Annotated in this window: 10 protein-coding genes and 1 pseudogene; 6 read left to right on the top strand and 5 right to left on the bottom strand. The window is 64.6% G+C overall.

The window, feature by feature from the left end:
* Nucleotides 1-26 precede the first annotated feature (26 nt).
* Complete coding sequence (locus QCM77_RS33755) at nucleotides 27-1,439, bottom strand: CoA transferase (RefSeq protein ID WP_279665004.1); 1,413 nt, start codon at nucleotides 1,437-1,439, stop codon at nucleotides 27-29.
* A gap of 54 nt (nucleotides 1,440-1,493) precedes the next feature.
* Between QCM77_RS33755 and QCM77_RS33760 the strand changes: the two genes are divergently transcribed.
* Nucleotides 1,494-1,781: a hypothetical protein gene (locus QCM77_RS33760; protein ID WP_211379005.1), complete on the top strand. Its 288-nt coding sequence runs from the start codon at nucleotides 1,494-1,496 to the stop codon at nucleotides 1,779-1,781.
* Between the two features lie 196 nt (nucleotides 1,782-1,977).
* Complete coding sequence (locus QCM77_RS33765; protein ID WP_279665003.1) at nucleotides 1,978-2,748, top strand: SDR family NAD(P)-dependent oxidoreductase; 771 nt, start codon at nucleotides 1,978-1,980, stop codon at nucleotides 2,746-2,748.
* A 184-nt stretch (nucleotides 2,749-2,932) separates the two neighbouring features.
* Here the strand turns inward: QCM77_RS33765 and QCM77_RS33770 are convergent, their stop codons facing one another.
* From QCM77_RS33770 to QCM77_RS33780, 3 genes are read right to left on the bottom strand one after another with little or no spacing between them, the layout of a single operon-like run.
* Nucleotides 2,933-6,307 carry an error-prone DNA polymerase gene (locus QCM77_RS33770; protein ID WP_279665001.1) on the bottom strand — a complete coding sequence of 1,125 codons (3,375 nt, stop codon included), beginning with the start codon at nucleotides 6,305-6,307 and terminating at the stop codon, nucleotides 2,933-2,935.
* A complete protein-coding gene (locus tag QCM77_RS33775) occupies nucleotides 6,304-7,893 on the bottom strand; it encodes a Y-family DNA polymerase (RefSeq protein WP_279665000.1) in 1,590 nt (529 codons plus the stop codon). The genes QCM77_RS33770 and QCM77_RS33775 overlap by 4 nt, the downstream gene beginning before the upstream one ends.
* Nucleotides 7,784-8,578 (bottom strand): ImuA family protein, encoded by a 795-nt coding sequence (locus tag QCM77_RS33780; protein ID WP_279664999.1) that lies wholly within the window; start codon nucleotides 8,576-8,578, stop codon nucleotides 7,784-7,786. Before QCM77_RS33780 ends, QCM77_RS33775 begins: the two co-directional genes overlap by 110 nt.
* Before the next feature lie 165 nt (nucleotides 8,579-8,743).
* Here QCM77_RS33780 and QCM77_RS33785 point away from each other — a divergent pair.
* Nucleotides 8,744-10,153 (top strand): annotated as a pseudogene (locus tag QCM77_RS33785) (UdgX family uracil-DNA binding protein).
* A 98-nt stretch (nucleotides 10,154-10,251) separates the two neighbouring features.
* A complete protein-coding gene (locus QCM77_RS33790) occupies nucleotides 10,252-11,880 on the top strand; it encodes an inorganic phosphate transporter (RefSeq protein WP_279664997.1) in 1,629 nt (542 codons plus the stop codon).
* A gap of 75 nt (nucleotides 11,881-11,955) precedes the next feature.
* On the opposite strand, the gene QCM77_RS33795 is transcribed toward QCM77_RS33790, so the two are convergent.
* Nucleotides 11,956-13,128, bottom strand: coding sequence for a M20 aminoacylase family protein (locus QCM77_RS33795; protein WP_279664996.1), 1,173 nt, complete (start codon nucleotides 13,126-13,128; stop codon nucleotides 11,956-11,958).
* 175 nt (nucleotides 13,129-13,303) lie between these two features.
* On the opposite strand from QCM77_RS33795, the gene QCM77_RS33800 reads away from it, so the two are divergent.
* Nucleotides 13,304-14,923, top strand: a complete 1,620-nt coding sequence (locus tag QCM77_RS33800) for a GMC family oxidoreductase (RefSeq protein ID WP_279664995.1) — start codon at nucleotides 13,304-13,306, stop codon at nucleotides 14,921-14,923.
* Nucleotides 14,924-14,935: 12 nt separating this feature from the next.
* Complete coding sequence (locus tag QCM77_RS33805) at nucleotides 14,936-15,823, top strand: alpha/beta fold hydrolase (RefSeq protein WP_279664993.1); 888 nt, start codon at nucleotides 14,936-14,938, stop codon at nucleotides 15,821-15,823.
* Nucleotides 15,824-15,888 lie beyond the last annotated feature (65 nt).

Here is a 15,888-nt window from a genome sequence, read left to right on the forward strand (position 1 = left end):
AGCTCCTTCTCCAAGTAAGCTCCTTGTCAGCTTCTCACCGGCCACTGTGCCGGATGACTGCCGAGCGGCATCGCCGGACGGCTCCATTGCGCCGGCGTCTTCGACAGCAGTGCTGAATGGCGCACCGCCTTCAACGTGCCGAAGCCAGATGGCATGCTCTCGATGAATGCAGCAAGTACGGTCTCGCCCGTAATATCCGGGGTGTTCAGGCCACCTTCGAGCCGTCCGAGATTCCACAGCCAGCGTCCGGTCTGCGCCAGCGACACGCGCACGTGCCAGCTGCCGCCTTCGCGGGCCTGGCGCGCCCTAGCCATCATCGCACCGAACGCCATCAGATAACCGGTGGCGTGGTCGAGCATCTGCGCCGGCAATTCCTTCGGCCCGTCGAGGCCCGCGGCCTGCCCTTCGGCATGGTTGAAGCCGGTCGTGGTCTGCACCAGCGAATCGAAGCCGCGCCGCTCCGCCCAGGGGCCGGCATGGCCATAGGCCGACAGCGTCACGTAGACGATGCCAGGATTGATTTTCGCGGCGTCCTCCGGCGCGAAGCCGAGAGCGGCGAGCGCGCGCGGGCGATAGCCTTGCGAGAAGATGTCGGCGTCCTTCAACAGCGCGCGCATCTGGGCCCGCCCGGCCTCGCTCTTCAGCTCGACGAAGCTGGTGAGCTTGCCGCGGCCGGTGTCGATGGTGAGCCAGGGAATGGCGGGCAGCTCGGGCCCGGAAACAAGAAGCACATCCGCGCCGTGCGCGGCGAGCGTGCGGCCAGCGACGGGGCCCGCGATGACGCGGGAGAGATCGAGCACGCGCAGGCCTGAGAGCGGGCGATCGCCGTTCGACAGTTCTTGCAGCCACGGCTTTGGCGGGGCCTCGCCGATCTTCTCGATCGAGACCAGCGGCAATTCGGCGAGCGCGCGGGCCTGCGGCAGCGCCGACCATTCGTCGTAGGAGCGCATCAGGGCAACGACGCCGCCCGCGGCATAGGCCGCAGTCTCGAAATCCTCGCCCTTCCATTGCATCAATGCGGCCTGCACCTTCTCGCGCTGGGGTTCGCAGCCGAGCACCTTGCAGACGGCGTCGCGATGATGCGGGAAATTGGTGTGGCAGCGGACGAAGCGGTTGTCGCCGGTTCTGTAGACCCCGGCTATAGCGTCCCAGGCGGGTGGCGGCGGCTTGTCGTCGACGCGCAAATAGCGCTCGGAGCGGCATTCGGCGACGGCGTGGCGCATGTCGACGGAGACGCCCTGAGGCTCGCCGCTGCGCATCCTCCAGATTTCGGCAGCGGCAAGACCGGCCGCGGCGATCGTCGTTTGTCCGGCAACGGCAACGCGAAACGAGGATGGGATCTGCGGCTCCTCGCCCGTCAGCCGCACACGGCCGAGCGCGGCAGGATCGCCGCCGACGGAGGTCCAGATATCGCTGAGAATGCCGGCGGGGCTTTGCATGTCCGCTTCTCTCCCTTAGCCTTGCGAGCTTCCATTAGCACACAAAGGAACGCAATGGCCGCCATCGATCCCCTCACCGCAGGCGCCGTGTTCATCGCAACGGCAGCCACCGACGCGGTCTATGTCATGTTTACCTCGGCCGTGATCGCGCGCAAGCGCGTGCCCGCGGCGAACTGGAGCGCGGTCTGGTACCTGCTCTCCTCCTACGCCGTGATCAGCTACACCGAAAATGCTTTCTATGTCGCTTTCGCGGCGATCGGCTCCTGGGCCGGCGCCTACGTCTCGCTGACCTTCCTGCACCGCCCGCCCGGCGGCCCGCCGGTGGGGGCGGCACCGGAGTGAGGGCGCACTCTTCCGTCGCGCGCGGTGTCATCATCCGCGAAGGCGGATGATCCAGTATTCCAGAGACGCTGGTGATGGAGCCGAGACGTCAGGCGTACTGGATACCCCGCTTTCGCGGGGTATGACACCGAGAATGAATTCGACATCCTCGCTCAAACTACTAGGTTCCGCACGATCAACAAAAGGAAAACCAACAATGGATCTCGGTCTCAAAGGCAAGAACGCCGTCGTCCTCGGCGGCACGCGCGGCATCGGGCGGGCGATTGCAGCGACGCTGGCCGGCGAAGGCACCAATGTTGCGGTGTGTGCACGCAACGCCGATCAGGTTGCCGCCACCGTTGCGGAGTTGAAGGCCAGCGGGATCCGCGCGACCGGCGCTCCGGTCGACGTCACCGACGGCACGGCGCTGAAATCCTGGATCGAGAATGCTGCAAAAGAGCTTGGCGGCATCGACATGCTGTTCTCCAACGCGGGCGCGATGGCGCAAGGCCATGATGCCGCATCGTGGGAGCAGAATTTTCGGCTGGACCTGCTCGGCGCCGTACATGCGTTCGAGGCCGCGCGGCCGTTCCTCGAGGCCAGCGGCGACAAGAACGGCGACGCCGCCTTTGTCATCATCTCCTCGATCTCAGCGGCGCAGGCCGATCTCGCGAGCTCCTACGGCCCGATCAAGGCGGCACTGATCCACATGGCCAAGGGGCTGGCGCGGCAATACGCGAAGAAGAAGATCCGCGTCAACGTGGTCTCGCCCGGCACGGTCTATTTTAAGGGCGGCGTCTGGAATACGATCGAGCAGAACATGCCAAAACGCTATGAGGATGCGATGAGCCGCAATCCGACCGGCCGCATGGCGACGCCGCAGGAGATCGCGAGCGCGGCGGTGTTTCTGGCAAGCCCGGTGTCGGGGTTCACCACGGGCTCCAATCTGGTCGTGGACGGCGCGATCTCGAACCGGGTGAATTTTTAGGGCACGCGCGTCCCTGCCAGTTCCGTCATCCTGAGGCGCGAAGCTTGCGATGCAAAGCAACGCAAGGTGAGCCTCGAAGGATGCGCGGCCCGGATACGGCCCGGGCCGTCGCCCTTCGAGGGCCGCTGAAGAAGCGGCCGCCTCAGGGTGACGGTGCGAGAGCGGCGCTGCGCAGCCCACACCCTCAATGAAAATCCCGCGACGGCGGCAGGATGCGGACGTTGCGGGGATGGCGGATTTTTTGCGCAGGCGCATCCGTGTGGGCGCGGGGGTCGTCGTTGAGCGGCTCGATCAGGGCGGCGCCTGATGGCACCGGATGCTTGCGGCTCAGGGCGTCGTTGGCGAGGCTGACCAGATCGTGCGAGCGGTCGATCATGCGCTGGGCGATGAGATGCGTCACCTTTTCGGGGCTGCTCTGGATGTAGCCCTCGACCAGGATGAGGCGTGCGCCCATCACCTCTTTGCGGTACTGCTCCATGATCTTCGGCCACACCACGACATTGGCGATGCCGGTTTCGTCCTCCAGTGTCATGAACACGACGCCGCTGGCGCTGCCCGGCCGCTGCCGTACCAGCACGACGCCGGCACAGCGGACGCGGCGCCGCTCGTTGTCATGATTGATGTCCTTGCAGGCAACGATGCGCTCGCGCGTAAACATCTCGCGCAAAAATTCCATCGGATGGCCTTTGAGTGACAGGCGAATGGTCTGGTAGTCCGCGACCACCTGTTCGGCGCGCGGCATCACCGGCAACGGCTTGGCGTGCTCGTCCGGCTGCTCGCGCGCGGTGGCTGCTTCGAACAGCGGCAGCGGCACATCGTCGGGCAGACGCCGCACCTGCCACAGCGCCTCGCGGCGGTCGAGCCCGAGCGAGCGGAACGCGTCGGCATCGGCAAGCAGGATCAGCGCGCGCTTGGGCAGTCCGGTGTCGCGGGCGAAGTCTTCCAGCGAGGTGAAGGGCCGGCGGTTGCGGGCGGCGACGATGCGGTCGGCCCAGTCTTCCTGGCTGACGTATTCCTTGCCCTGCCGCTCTGCCTGTTGTTTTTTGAGTGCCTCCTCATCCGGATCGAGCCAGTGAAATCCGTCGATCTGGCGGAAGCCCAGGCGCACGGCGCAATATTTGCCACCCCCCTCTTCCAGCGTGTTCTGCGCAAAGCTGTAGGACACGTCGATGTCGCGCACCTCGACGCCGTTCTTGCGGGCGTCGCTGACGATCTGCGCCGGGGCGTAAAAGCCCATTGGCTGCGAGTTCAGGAGGCCGCAGCAGAATGCATCAGGGTGATAATGCTTCAGCCATGAGGAGATGTAGACAAGCTGCGCAAAGCTTGCAGCATGGCTCTCCGGAAAGCCGTAACTGCCAAAACCTTTGATCTGCTCAAAACAGTTTCTGGCGAAATCAGGCGCATAGCCGCGCGCGATCATGTTACCGATCATCTTGTCTTCGAACTTGCCGATGGTGCCGACATTGCGGAACGTCGCCATCGCGCGGCGCAGGCCGTTGGCCTCCTCGGCTGTGAACTTCGCGGCTTCGATCGCGATTCGCATCGCCTGCTCCTGGAACAAGGGCACGCCGAGCGTCTTGTGCAGCACTCTGTAAAGCTCGTCCTTGTCGCCATGCTCCGGCGACGGCGATGGATAGTTCACTTTTTCCAGGCCGTTCCGCCGCCGCAAATAGGGATGCACCATGTCGCCCTGGATCGGTCCCGGCCGCACGATCGCGACCTCGATGACGAGATCGTAGAAGGTCCGTGGCTTCAACCGGGGCAACATGTTCATCTGCGCGCGGCTCTCGACCTGGAACACGCCGAGCGACTCTCCATCGCACAGCATGTCGTAGACTTTGGAATCATCCTGCGGGACGCTCGCCAGCATCCAGCGTTCACCCTTGTGCTGGTCGATCAGATCAAAGCACTTGCGGATGCAGGTCAGCATGCCCAGCGCGAGCACGTCGACCTTCATCATGCTGAGCGCGTCGACATCGTCCTTGTCCCATTCGATGAAGGTGCGATCGTCCATCGCGGCATTGCCGATCGGCACATACGTGTCGAGCCGGTCTTGCGTGAGCACATAGCCGCCGACATGCTGGGACAGATGACGCGGGAATTCGATCAACTCGGTCGCGAGCTCGACCGCGAGGTTGATCATGGAATTTTGTGGATCGAGGCCGGCCTGCCTGACCTGCATGTCGTTGAGGCCCTTGCCCCAGCTTCCCCAGACGGTGTCGGCGAGTGCCGCGGTGACGTCCTCGGTCAGGCCCAACGCCTTGCCGACGTCGCGGATGGCGCTGCGCGGGCGATAATGAATGACGGTGGCGATGATCGCGGCGCGATGGCGGCCGTAACGGCGATAGACATATTGCATCACATCCTCGCGCCGCGAATGCTCGAAATCGACGTCGATGTCGGGCGGCTCCAGCCGCTCCTTGGAGATGAAGCGCTCGAACAGCAGATCGACCTTGGTCGGGTCGACCGAGGTGATGCCGAGCACGTAGCAGACCGCCGAATTCGCCGCCGATCCCCGCCCCTGGCACAAAATGTTCTGGCTGCGCGCGTAATGCACGATGTCGTGCACGGTGAGAAAGTAATGCGCGTATTTCAGCTCGGCGATCAGCGCGAGTTCTTTCTTCAGGGTGGCGCGCAGCTTGTCGTCGATCTTGCCATCGAAATATTTGTCGACACCGGCCCAGGTCAGATCCTCCAGATGCCCTTGCGCGGTCTTCCCCGGCGGCACCGGCTCGTCCGGATACTGGTATTTGAGCTGGTCGAGCGAGAAGGTGATCTTGTCCGCAAAGCGCATGGTCTCCGCGACAGCCTCAGGGAAATCGCGGAACAGCCGCGCCATCTCCCTGGGCGTCTTCAGAAACCGCTCTGCATTGGCTTCCAGCTTCCGTCCGACGGCCTCGATCGTGGTTTTTTCCCGGATGCAGGTCAGCACGTCCTGCAGGGGACGACGCGCGGGGTGGTGATAGAGCACCTCGTTGGTCGCAAGCAGCGGCACTTTTGCTTTTGCGGCGAGATCATCGAGCTGCGCCAGGCGGCGGCGGTCGTCGCCGCGATAGATCAGGCTCGCCGCCAGCCACACGCCCTCGGCGCGACTTGCCTTCAGCTTGGCGAGAATGTCCTGCGCTTGCGCCGCATCGAAGCGATGCGGCAGCGTCAGGATCAGGAGCTGGCCTTCGGAAAACGCAAGGAGATCGGACAAGGTGAGATGGCACTCGCCCTTCTCGATCCGCGCGAAGTCGTCGCCGCGCTTGCCCCTGGTGAGAAGCTGGCACAGCCGGCCATAGGCGGCGCGGTCGCACGGATAGACCAGAATATCGGGCGTACCGTCGATGAAGACGATGCGCGTGCCGATCAGAAGCTTCGGCTTGTGCAGCACCTCGTGATTGTCGAGCTCCTTGTAGGCGCGCACCACGCCGGCGAGCGTGTTGTGATCGGCGATGCCGATCGCGGGAATGCCGAGGATACTGGCCTGGTGCACATAGGCGCGCGGATCCGAGCCGCCGCGCAGGAAGGAGAAATTCGTGGTGATGCCGATCTCGGCATAAGCGGGGGTGTTCATGCGAAGAGACCGTGCACATACCAACCGGGAGGAGCGGGCTTGCCGTCGGCGTCGAAGCATTCCCCCTCGTAAAGACCGTCGCGAAAGATCCAGAAGCGAAGGCCCTCGGCATCCTCGATACGGAAATAGTCCCGCGTCAGTTGCTTGCCGTCCTGCCGCCACCATTCCATCGCGATGCGCTCGGGCCCTTCCACCCGCACCACCGCATGCCGCGCGCGACGCCAGGTGAATTGATGCGGCGGGCCGTCGGGCACGGTCGCGAACGGCACCTTGATCGGCTCGGGCTTGTCGAACAGCCGCAACGGGCGCAGCGGCGGCTCACTCTCGGTGCGCACGGGCCATTCGGCCTGCATGGCCACGGCGAGATGATGCTGCGCCGGCGCGGCCAGCACCGCACATTCAGGGATATGCGTGTCCTGCGGCAGATGCACGACGACGCGCTTGCCGCCGATGCGCGCGGCGATGCGGTCGATCAGTGCGGCAAGCTCGTCATTGTCGTGGACATGGGCGTCGAGATCGCGCTGCTCCTGCACCACGATCTCGGTGCGGCTCGCCGACAGCCGCACCATGTCGAAGCCGAAACCGGGATCGAGGGGATCGGCAAGCGCATCGAGGCGCTCGCGGAACAGCCGGTCGATGACCGCGCTTCGCGTCACGGGACGTCCGGTCTCGACCATGATTGCGCGCACCACGCCGTCGGTACGGAAGAAGGCTGCTTCCAGGCGGCGCGCGCCCTTGCCCTGCTTCTCCATCGACGCGATCAGCGTGTCAGCGAGGCGCGACAGCGTCATCGCGATCATAGTGTCGGTGGCGATCGGTTCGGCAAAGCGTTTTTCCACGATGTAGTCGGGCAGCGGCTTTCGCGGGCTGATCGGCGCGTCGCCTTGCCCCAGCGCATGCCCGAGCAGCGTGGAGAACCGCGCACCGAACCGAGCCGTGATTTCATGCGGCTTGCGGGAAGCGACATCGCCGATCGTCTTCAGCCCGGCGCGACGCAAACCCGTGGTGATAGCCTCGCCTGCACCAAGCGCGGACACCGGAAACCGGCTGATCGCCGCCGCCTCCCCGCCATCGGCGACGATGGTGCCCGTGACCTGCCGCGTCAGCGTGCGTGCGCAGACCGAGGTGCCGGCGATCGCCGCGCTGACGGCAAAGCCCTGGCGATCGAGGGCATGGACGAAGGTCTGCAACAGCGCAGCCTCTCCGCCGAACAGATGCGCGCAGCCGGTGATGTCCAGAAACAGCCCGTGCGGCGGATCGAGCGCCACCAGCGGCGTAAAGCGGTCGCACCAATCGGCGATGTCGCTGAGCGTCTTCGCATCGGCCACGGCATCGGCGTCGAACACTTTTAAATCCGGGCACATCGCCCGGGCATTGGCCAGGGGCTGGCCGATATGCAGGCCGAGGCGCTCGGCGGCCTCGTCCAGCGCATGGATCACCAGCGCGTTGTTGTCCTTGGCAACGACGATGCTGGGCTCATCCTGCGCGCCGCTGCTCGCCCGGAAAAACCGCTGAATCCGGTCGATGGGCAGGCGCGGCAACCACAGGCTGAGGATACGACGACGGTTCAGAGAATTGGCACTCATCACATTTCCATTCCATGATCCACCGGCCGCACGGGCCATGGCGATTGCGCAAGAGCTCGGCATCGAAGCGCGGCGCGCCCCAGGCACTCCACACCGGTCCCGGTGGCGAATGCGCCGCGCGCAGCATCCATCTGGTCTCCGCGGTCGAGGGCAGCGGCTGCGCAGCCATGCGCAGCAAGAGCCCGGTCACACCTGACGCTTGTGCGGCGAGCGTCAGCTTGCGGCTCGCCACGAGATCGAACTGCCTGGTCTCGCCCCAGAGCTCGAGCACGACGGCACCCAGCGCGTCGCAGGCGAGCGCATCGGCCGACGTGCGCAGCGCACTCTCCACGTCGGCGGCGCGCACCATCACCACGCGGCACGGATCGAGGCCGAGCTCAACGAGCCCGTGCATCGACAGCGCGCCGGTTTCAATTTCCGAAAAATCCTGCCGCACCCACAGCAGCGGTTTGCGGGCCGTCATGCGGCCCGCAAGTCCCGTGACAAAACCCGTCGCGGCCGTGCCCTGACGTCCCTCGCAAAACACCTCGTGGATCGCCGCGCGCGCGAGCCCGCCCTTCAGCGCGCTGTCGGCCTCACCGTGGCCAAGCGCGACGCGATCGCGCTGATGCACGACCTCCGCCGTCTCGATGCGCTCGATCTGGCCCCGCAAGGTCGCAAGCGCGCTTCTTCGTGCGCCGCTCATATACGCCGCTCCTCAAGGGTGATTGCCGGTGGCTCTCAAAAAGAGAACCAACGGCTGGCTCAATTGTTCATGGTATGTTCTAATATAAAGCTAACGGCGCCCTAGGAGTCAATCGAATTGCGGCGCCCATGGATTCATGAGCGAAATCAATAGGATTCGAGTACCATGTACCTCATCACCCTGGACAGCGAGACCGATTTCGACGGCTGGCGTAAAACCGCACGCACATTCGCGCTGCATCAAGTCGCACCGGCGGACGTGGTGTGGCACGTGCGAGGCCAAACGAAAGACCAGATGCCACCCGGCCTGTCCGAAGCGCCACGCCTTCCGCCGATCGAGACCGAGAGCACGTTCACCGTGCCGGCCAATTTCATCGAGCTTGCCCGCGTCGCGATCCTGCATCGCGACGGTGAGCGTTTTGCGCTGCTCTATCGCCTGCTCTGGCGGTTGAAGGCCGATCACTACCTGCTCGCAACGATGAGCGATCCCGACGTGGCGCAGGCAACCGCGATGGCAGGCGCGGTGCAGCGCGATGCTCAGCGGATGCGCGATCTCGTCCGCTTCCGCGAGATCGGACGCGAGCAGAAAACGCATTACGCCGCCTGGTTCGAGCCGGAGCATCATATCGTCGCATTCGCCGCGCCGTTCTTCGCGCGTCGTTTTGCCGATATGCCTTGGTCCATCCTCACGCCTGACGTTTGTGCCCATTGGGACGGTCACGCGATCTCCTTCACGCCCGGGATCAGCCGGACGGAGTGGCCGGCCCCAGGCCGCCTGGAGGAAACCTGGCGGAGCCATTTTCAACCCGGCCGGCTGATGACGACTGATGCGCCGGTGAAGCCCCGGAGGAACCTCCAGGACACATCGATACTTGGATCGATACTTGGACCTCTGCTCGCCGATGCCGAACGCTGGACCGGCGGACGGATCTCCCCACGTCCGGAAGCCATCATGGGACGCAAAGCTGCTGCCGACGACCTCGAAGCGCTCCGCGAGGAGGCCGCGCATTGCCGGGCCTGTCATCTCTACAAGGACGCGACCCAGACCGTGTTCGGCGAGGGCCCGAAGTCCGCCAACATCATGCTGGTCGGCGAGCAGCCCGGCGACAAGGAAGATCTCGCCGGCCATCCCTTCGTCGGCCCGGCCGGCTAGCTGCTCGACCGCGCGCTGGAGGAAGCCGGCGTCGACCGCAAGAAGGTCTATGTCACCAACGCGGTGAAACACTTCAAATTCGTGCCGCGGGGCAAAATCCGCCTGCATCAGAAGCCGAATACGCCGGAGATAAAGGCCTGCCGGCAGTGGTATGAGCGGGAAGTCTCCGTAATCCAGCCCGATCTCATCGTCGCGATGGGCGCGACCGCAGCACAGAGCGTGTTCGGCAAGATCACCCCGATCGGCAAGACCCGCGGCCGGCTGATCGACCTTCCCGACGGCCACAAGGCACTGGTGACGGTGCACCCGTCCTATCTGCTCCGGCTGCCCGATCCGGAAGCCAAGGTCTTGGAATATCAGCGCTTTGTCGAAGATTTGAAGATCGTCGCCGGCTTGCAGAAGAAAGCGGCGCGCGCCGCCTAAATACAGGCGGGAAAGCGGCTTTCAAGCGCTGGTTGTCATCCAGCCTTCAAATCCATCGGGGACAATAGCCCTTACAGAAAGTTAAGGGGCGTCCAGACATGACCGATGTTGCATTCGACCGCGCGGTAGCCGATCCCGCGCCGATCCAGCCGGCTTCGCGGCCAAATCTCGACAAGGGTTTTAACCCGCTGACGATGATCCTGTTCTTCGGCATTCTTGCCGCTGGCCTGCTTTATGTAGCCTACAGCATCTATTCCGATGTCGATGCGACCGGTACCAGGGTCACGAGCTACCTGCCCTATCTCCTTCTTATCGTTGCGCTCCTGATCGCGCTCGGCTTCGAATTCGTCAACGGTTTCCACGACACCGCCAACGCGGTTGCGACCGTGATCTACACCCACTCGCTGCCGGCCGAAGTCGCAGTGATGTGGTCGGGCTTCTTCAACTTCCTCGGCGTGCTCATGTCCTCCGGCGCGGTCGCTTTCGGCATCGTCTCCCTGCTGCCGGTGGAGCTGATCCTGCAGGTCGGCTCAAGCGCCGGTTTCGCGATGGTGTTCGCGCTGCTGATCGCCGCGATCCTCTGGAATCTGGGCACCTGGTATTTCGGCCTGCCGGCCTCCTCCTCGCACACGCTGATCGGCTCGATCATCGGCGTCGGCGTTGCCAACGCGCTGATGCGCGGCCGCGACGGCACCTCGGGCGTGGACTGGGGCAAGGCCACGGAGATCGGCTATGCGCTCTTGCTGTCGCCGCTGGTCGGCTTCGTCTGCGCCGCCGGCCTGCTGCTGCTGCTCAAGGTGATCATCAAGAACCCGGCGCTCTATGCCGCCCCTGAGGGTAACAAAGCCCCGCCGATCTGGATTCGCGGCCTGCTGATCCTGACCTGCACCGGCGTCAGCTTCGCCCATGGTTCGAACGACGGCCAGAAGGGCATGGGCCTGATCATGCTGATCCTGATCGGCACCGTGCCCACCGCCTATGCGCTCAACCGCGCATTGCCGGAGTCGCAGGTCGCCCAATTCGCAAAGGTCTCGGAAGCCGCCTCCAAGGTGGTTGCGGCCAAGGGCGCCGGCCATGCGATCATCGGCGATCCCCGTCCTGCGGTGACGCAGTACGTCACATCGCATCACATCAGCGAAGGCACCTACCCTTCGCTGTCAGTGCTGGTGAAGGATGTCGGCGAGCAGGTTGCGAAATACGGCTCGCTGAACAAGGTGCCGGCGGAAGTCGTCGGCAACACCCGCAACGACATGTACCTGACCTCGGAAGCGATCCGCTTCCTGATGAAGGACAAGGAAAACGACCTCAACAAGGAAGAGGTCGCGACCTTGAACGCCTACAAGGGCGGGCTCGACAGCGCGACCAAGTTCATCCCGACCTGGGTGAAAGTGGCGGTCGCGATCGCGCTCGGCCTGGGCACCATGATCGGCTGGAAGCGCATCGTCGTCACCGTCGGCGAGAAGATCGGCAAGACCCACCTGACCTACGCGCAGGGTGCCTCCGCCGAGCTCGTCGCCGCCGCCACGATCGGCGCCGCCGACGTGTTCGGCCTGCCGGTCTCGACCACCCACGTGCTCTCGTCCGGCGTCGCCGGCACCATGGCCGCGAACGGTTCGGGTCTCCAGGTCGCCACCATCAGGAACATGGTGATGGCCTGGGTGCTGACCCTGCCCGTCGCCATCCTGTTGTCGGGCACGCTGTACGTGATCTTCTCGCGGATCTTCTGAAGCCGATCACATCACTCAAAGACAAAGGGCCCGTGCGATGCACGGGCCCTTTTCATTGGTGCTTTCGGCTCAGCCTTACGATGCCGCGAGCGATTCCTCGACCAGCTTGACCCAGTACGAGGTGCCGTAAACGATCGCCTCGTCGTCGAAATTGTAGGCGGGGTGATGCAGGCCGGCGCTGTCGCCGTTACCGCAGAAGATGAAGGCGCCGGGGCGCGCTTCCAGCATATAGGCGAAATCCTCGCCGCCCATCAGCGGCGACATCTCGTGCACGTTGGCATCGCCCGCAACCTGCCCGGCGATGCGACGCGCAATCTCGGTCTCCGCTGCGTGGTTGTTCACCACGGGATAATTCCGCTTGTAGTGCAGATCGATCTTGGCGCCGGTGATCTGCGCCACGCCCGCCACAACCTCGCGCACGCGCTTCTCGACCAGCTTGCGCACCTCCGGCGACAGCGTCCGGATAGTGCCCCTCAGCGTCGCAGTCTGCGGAATGACGTTGCGGGCGTTGCCGGCGTGAAACTCGCAGATCGAGATCACGGCCGATTCCAGCGGATCGACGCTGCGCGCGACGATCGACTGCAGCGCCGTGATCACCTGCGCGCCGACCAGCACGGAATCGACGCATTTGTGCGGACGCGCGGCATGGCCGCCGAGGCCCTCGATCATGATATCGACCTCGTCGGTCGCCGCCATGATCGGACCCGGTCGGATCGCGAACGAGCCGATCGGAATGCCGGGGCCGTTGTGCATGCCGTAAACCTGCTCGATGCCGAAGCGCTCCATCATTCCGTCCTTGACCATGGCCAAGCCGCCGGCACCGCCCTCCTCGGCCGGCTGGAAGATCACCACCGCATCACCGGCAAAATTGCGGGTCTCGGCGAGGTAGCGGGCCGCGCCGAGCAGCATCGCGGTGTGGCCGTCATGGCCGCAGGCGTGCATCTTGCCCGGCGTCTTCGAAGCGTAAGGCAGGTTGGTCTGTTCCTCGACCGGCAGCGCATCCATGTCAGCACGCAGGCCGATGGCCTTGAGGCCCCCGCCGGCCGGCTTGCTGCCCTTGATCACGCCGACCACGCCGGTCTGGCCAAGGCCGGTCACGACCTCATCGCAGCCGAATTCGCGCAGGCGGTCCGCGACGAATGCTGCGGTGCGGTGGACGTCATACAGCAGCTCAGGATGCTCGTGGATGTCCCGGCGCCAGGCCTGAATGTCGGGTTGAAGGTCGGCGACACGGTTCACGATGGGCATGGAGGGTCTCAAGCTTTGTTGAAAATACAGGACTGTCTACCATGCAAGCACCAGTCCACCCAACTGCCGGGGATCGAGGTCTTGCCCTGCTTGCTCGGCATGGCCGGGCTTGTCCCGATCCTCCGCGTCTGCCTATTAGGACGGAACGCTAAGTGACCATCCGGGTGGAAACAGAATGCCAAGGCGGCTCGAAGGTGAGTTTGACTATATTGTCGTCGGGGCCGGCACGGCGGGCTGCATCGTCGCCAACAGGCTGTCGGCCGCGTCAGGCAACCGCGTCCTCGTCCTCGAAGCCGGTGGCGACGACAACTGGATCTGGTTCCACATTCCCGTCGGCTATCTGTTCGCCATCGGCAATCCGCGCTCGGACTGGATGTTCAAGACCGAGGCCGAGCCCGGCCTGAACGGCCGCGCGCTCGCCTATCCCCGCGGCAAGGTGATCGGCGGATCCTCGGCGATCAACGCCATGATCTCGATGCGCGGACAGGCCGCCGATTACGATCACTGGCGCCAGCTCGGCATGACCGGCTGGGGTTATGACGACGTGCTGCCGCTGTTCAGGCGGCTCGAGGATCATTTCCTCGGCGCGAGCGAGCATCACGGCACCGGGGGCGGCTGGCGCATCGAGGCGCCGCGGCTGTCGTGGGACGTTCTCGATGCCGTGGGCGATGCGGCTGAGGAGATGGGCATCAAGCGCATCCCGGATTTCAACACCGGCGACAACGAAGGCACGAGCTATTTCCACGTCAACCAGAAGCGCGGCCGGCGCTGGTCGTCGGCGCGCGGCTTCCTCAAGCCCGCGCTGAACCGCCAAAATCTGCGGCTCGAAAAGCATGTGCTGGTCGATCGTCTCATCATCGAGCAGGGCCGCGCCGTCGGCGTGCGCTTCATCCAGAATGGCGAGATCATCGAGGCGCGTGCGAAACGCGAAGTGATCCTCTCGGCAGGCTCGATCGGCTCGGTGCAGGTGCTGCATCGCTCCGGCATCGGGCCTGCGGAATGGCTGTCGCCGCTCGGCATCGAGATCGTGATGGACAAGCCCGGCGTCGGCCGCAATTTGCAGGATCATCTCCAGCAGCGTGCGATCTACAAGGTCGAGGGCGTGCGCACACTGAACGAGACCTATTACAATCTGGTCCGCCGCGGCCTGATGGGGCTCGACTACGCCTTCCGACGCCGCGGTCCCCTGACCATGGCGCCGTCGCAGCTCGGCATCTTCACGCGCTCAGATGCAACGCGCGCGCGGGCGAACATCCAATTCCATGTGCAACCGCTGTCGCTCGACAAGTTCGGCGATCCCTTGCACCGCTTCCCCGCGATCACGGTGAGCGCCTGCAATCTCCAGCCGAGCTCGCGCGGGACCGTACGTCTTCGCTCGGCATCAGCAGACGAGAAGCCGATCATCGCACCAAACTATCTGTCGACCGACGACGACCGCCAGGTCGGCGCCGATGCCATCCGCACCACGCGCCGCCTGATGCAGCAGAAGGCGCTCGCAAAATATCGCCCGAGCGAATATCTGCCCGGCCCCACCGTCGGCGACGACGATGCCTCGCTCGCGAAGGCTGCCGGCGATATCGGCACCACCATCTTCCATCCCGTCGGCACCGCGAAGATGGGCGCGGTGAACGATCCGATGGCGGTGGTGGACGAGCGGCTGCGATTCTACGGCCTCGAAGGCTTGCGCATCATCGACGCCTCGATCATGCCGGCGATCACCTCGGGCAATACAAATACGCCGACCGCAATGATCGCCGAAAAGGGGGCGACGATGATTTTGGAGGATGCGAAGTAGCATCCCGTCACCATGATCAGTCAGCGCTTTTCAATCGGCCCGGCCGACGCAGAGATCGCCATGTTGCAATGGGGCGATAGCGGGAAACCGCCTGCCCTGCTCGTGCACGGCACCGGTTTCGTCGCCGATGTCTGGGACGAGGTCGCCCGCGAGCTTGCATCGGCCTACACCGTCTATGCGCTCGACCGCCGCGGCCATGGCGCCAGCCACAAGCCCGGCGCCTATCATTTTCTGGATTACGCCGAGGACGTCTGCCGGGTGATGGATGCGCTCGAGCTGCGCGAGGTCTACGGCATCGGCCACAGCGCCGGCGCGACCGATCTTCTGCTTGCGGCGAAACTCTTGCCCGGACGCTTCACACGCCTGTTCGTGATGGAGCCGACCGTCATGGATCCGCGCGCAGCGCGCTCCGGCGGATTGGGCGAGGAATCCCTATCGCAAGTACAGGGCACGCTGCGCCGGCGCGCCGGGTTCGACAGTGCTGACGCGGTCTTCGAACGCTACCGCACAGCGCCAACGTTTGCGGATTGGACCGAGACCTCGCTTCGGGCCTATGTGCGCCACGGCTTCGTGCCGCTCGGCGATGGCCGGGTGCGGCTCTGCTGCACACCGGAGATCGAGTCGGCGATGCTGCGTCCGATCTACGAGGCGATGGAGCAGGTCTACGTTGGCGATGCCCGCGGCAATCCGTTTGCCTCGCTCACCGAGATCGACTGCCCGGTACGCATCACGACAGCCGCGAAGTCGGGGCCGATCTACAAGGAGATGGCGTCGCGCGCGGTGTCGCTGATCCCGCGCGTCAGCACGCTGGTTTTTAAGGGCGCCGGGCATTGCGTGGCGCAGGAAGCGCCGGCAGCCGTGGTGGAAGCGGTGCGGGAGTTTTCGAAGTTCGTTCCGTAGCCCGGACGGAGCGAAGCGCAATCCGGGAATAGCCACGCAGCTGGCCCCGCATTCCCACCACCTCA

It is taken from the genome of Bradyrhizobium nivariense (assembly GCF_029846695.2).
In the GTDB taxonomy this organism is placed as follows: domain Bacteria; phylum Pseudomonadota; class Alphaproteobacteria; order Rhizobiales; family Xanthobacteraceae; genus Bradyrhizobium.